General features: G+C 69.4%; 3 protein-coding genes and 1 pseudogene. 1 reads left to right on the top strand and 3 read right to left on the bottom strand.

Annotated features, from left to right (window positions below; translation table 11 throughout):
- The 3 genes and pseudogenes from ACWCQ1_RS51900 to ACWCQ1_RS51890 form a co-directional block, all read right to left on the bottom strand.
- A pseudogene (locus ACWCQ1_RS51900) lies at positions 1-314 on the bottom strand (IS1380 family transposase); the annotation flags it as partial.
- Positions 315-392: 78 nt separating this feature from the next.
- Complete coding sequence (locus ACWCQ1_RS51895) at positions 393-740, bottom strand: lanthionine synthetase LanC family protein (protein WP_451030109.1); 348 nt, start codon at positions 738-740, stop codon at positions 393-395.
- Entirely contained in the window at positions 737-1,387 is a 651-nt protein-coding gene (locus tag ACWCQ1_RS51890) for a thiopeptide-type bacteriocin biosynthesis protein (RefSeq protein ID WP_451030108.1), read from the bottom strand. The genes ACWCQ1_RS51895 and ACWCQ1_RS51890 overlap by 4 nt, the downstream gene beginning before the upstream one ends.
- Positions 1,388-1,693: 306 nt before the next feature.
- On the opposite strand from ACWCQ1_RS51890, the gene ACWCQ1_RS51885 reads away from it, so the two are divergent.
- Positions 1,694-2,044, top strand: a complete 351-nt coding sequence (locus tag ACWCQ1_RS51885) for a hypothetical protein (RefSeq protein WP_451030107.1) — start codon at positions 1,694-1,696, stop codon at positions 2,042-2,044.
- Positions 2,045-2,722 lie beyond the last annotated feature (678 nt).

Here is a 2,722-nt window from a genome sequence, read left to right as displayed (position 1 = left end):
CGCAGGAACGTGCCCAGCGTGGAGGGGGCACGGATCCCGCCGAACAGGGCCGGCATCGCACCATGGCGCAGGACGTCCAGGTCGTCGATGCTGTCGGCGCCCGCGACCATGCCGGCCACGATGCTGGTGGCCTTGGCGTCCGCCGCCGCACCCGCGTTGCTCTTCGCCCCGCTCAGCCTCACCTTGTCCGTCACCAGACGGGCGAGCCCGCATCGCCCGGCCAGTCGCATCACCGGGACCAGCCCGGCGTGCGCGACCAGATTCGTGTCATCGAACGCGGCGGACACCGCCGCAGCGGCATGGGAAGATTGCATCTCGCGGATGCACTCCGATTCTGTGGACATGGAACCCTAGGAAGTCCCATCGTCCTAGCTCAGAGGGCATCCGCGTCTTCATGTCCAAGCCCTGGACCGACTGTTGCCCGGTGGATCGAGGTTAAGACGCCGGCTGGTCTCGGCGGCGACAACTTGATCCAGGGTGTGCAGGGCGCCGGCGTACCTGCCGCTGTCGGCGGCGGCCTGGTGCAGGACGTAGGCCATTGCGGGGGCGCCTAAGAACAGGCTGGTGTCCTTTCCGTCGATCAGCGGGCCGACGACGGCAAGTTGCTGGTGGACGGTCTCCCACGAGGTCAGGCCTTGGCGAGCACGCTCGATGTGGAGGAGGGCGATGCAGAGGGGACCGTGTGCAAGGGACTGGCGAGTGGCGATGGCCGTGTCGGGACGGGGCGGGGCGGTGGTCACCGGTTGGCTCCTTCGGTGCGAGAGATCCAGGACAAGGCGGCGACCCGGACGAGGCGCCGGCAGCTGGCTTCGGCGTCCGGGTCGATGCCTGCGATGCGGTTGTGGTGCATGTGCAGCAGAGACGGCAGCACCAGGGCCGGATCGGCGCCGACCGCTTCGAGCTCTTGGCGGTAGTCAGCCAGGACGCTGCGGCGCAGCGCCCACACTGCGGCCACGTGATCACCACGCGCGAGTTCCCGGACGGCGGGATGGTCGGGGTCCGCACCGGCAAGCCGTACGGTCATGGCCTGCACGTCGCGCGGCGCGGCGTCGCCTTCGCCCTTCAGGAAGTTGTCGGTCAGCCATGCCCAGCCTGCGGCCGGTGAACCGAGGAAGGCGGTGGCAATGTCCGCGATGCTGGCTGCGGTGAGGGCTGGACGCTGGCTGTCCGGGAGTGGGACAACGAGCTGTGTGAGCGCGGCGGCGGAGTCGGCGGCGAAGAACTGCTCTGCGGCCTGCAGAGTGGGCCCGGTGCCATAGCGTCCGGTCTCCGGGTGGTCGGTGTCCCACTGCGCCCGTTGGATTAGGCCCTCACTGCGCAGCTCGGCTGCCCAGGAGGCGACGCGTGAGGCAGCGTCACCGAAGGCGTCCGGGGACGTCAGCCTCATGCGCAGCCGCAGGTGGCTGTCAGGGTCGGCGTAGCGCCTGGTAGACGGTCAAGTGCGCCCAGAGCTCCTGCTGGACACCGACAGGGTCCTGGGAGCGCAGCACCAGTCCGGTCTGCAGCGTGTGGCGCACAGAATAGAACGCCGACCGCGGTCCCGCGATACCGCCCGTCGCCCTGCTGGCCGCGTTCCTGCCCGGCCTCATCGTGCAGATGATCACCACCGGCCTCGCCGAGGAGCCCGTCTGGCGCGAGTTCGCCCTGCCCCGCCGCTACTGCCCGCTGCTCAGCACGCTCGTCGTCGGCCCCTGTGGGGTGCCTGGCCCTGCCGCTGCTCCTGACCGAGTGGGGCGGGAGCGCGTCACCTGGCACGCCGCTGGAGTTCATCGTCACCGCGATCGCCTTCAGCTTCGTGATGACGTGGGTGTTCAACCGCCCCGGCGAGAGCCTGCCGCTGGCGATGCTGCTGCACTCCGGCGTCAATAACTACTTCTCCCTGGCCTGGTCCGACATGTTCCCGTGGCTGCCCGACGGTTACGCCGCGCACGCCTTCCTGCTCGTTTCCGCCGCCGCGGCCGCCGTCCTGCTGATCGCCACGCGCGGCTGGCTGGGCTGCCCGCCGGCGCGCGACGCCCACGCGCTGCCGGGGCGGACGGCCTGACTCCCTGCGGTCCGCCCAGCCGAAGCACCCGAGACGGCATGTGACCACGGTGGCCACGTGCCATCGGCCGTGCTCCCGACGGGAGTTCGGCCGCTGCTGGACCGTCCGCCTGAGAAGATCGCGGGACTCTTCACACCTGAGGACCCAGATCAATACCGCGAGCGACGTCTGCACAAGCTTCTGGGCATCTACGGCGTCGGCCCGGATACGGCGCGGCCTTGTTGATAGCAGCCGGCGACAACCCCGATCGTCTGGCCGCCGAGACATCGTTTGCTTGTGAAACCTTGCCTCTTCTCTTGGTCAAGGTTCAGGGTTTGCTGCCGAGCGGGAGGCATGTTTCCAGATGGCGACAATGAGGGCGGTGCACTTGCGAACATCGTGCGCCCTGGGCGCACGCCCCGCACCACCCTTGAACCCTGTGCACCGGTGTAGTTCTGTGAGCCGGCTGCTGTCGGCGTACTTGTGGCGGTGGTCAGTCAACGCCCTTGTGCGCCAGGATGCTCCGGTGAACGATTACATAGCGCCCCTCGCCCCGCGCCCCACCCCCGCACTGCATCCCATAGGTGGAGCGGCCCGGTTCGCTGTCGGGGCGCTCGCTCTCGCCGGGGCCGCGTGGACGGTGCGGGCGATATGGGAGATACGGCTGGCCGTGACGGGGGAGCCCGCGTCCGGGGCGCC

This window comes from Streptomyces sp. NPDC002144 (assembly GCF_053593695.1).
Note: the sequence above shows the minus strand (reverse complement) of the source record. Positions and strands in the feature narration are given on the sequence as shown.

Excerpts from the sequence above, each read along its gene's own strand:
- ACWCQ1_RS51890 (WP_451030108.1), bottom strand. The coding sequence starts at position 1,387 with ATGAGGCTGACGTCCCCGGACGCCTTCGGTGACGCTGCCTCACGCGTC.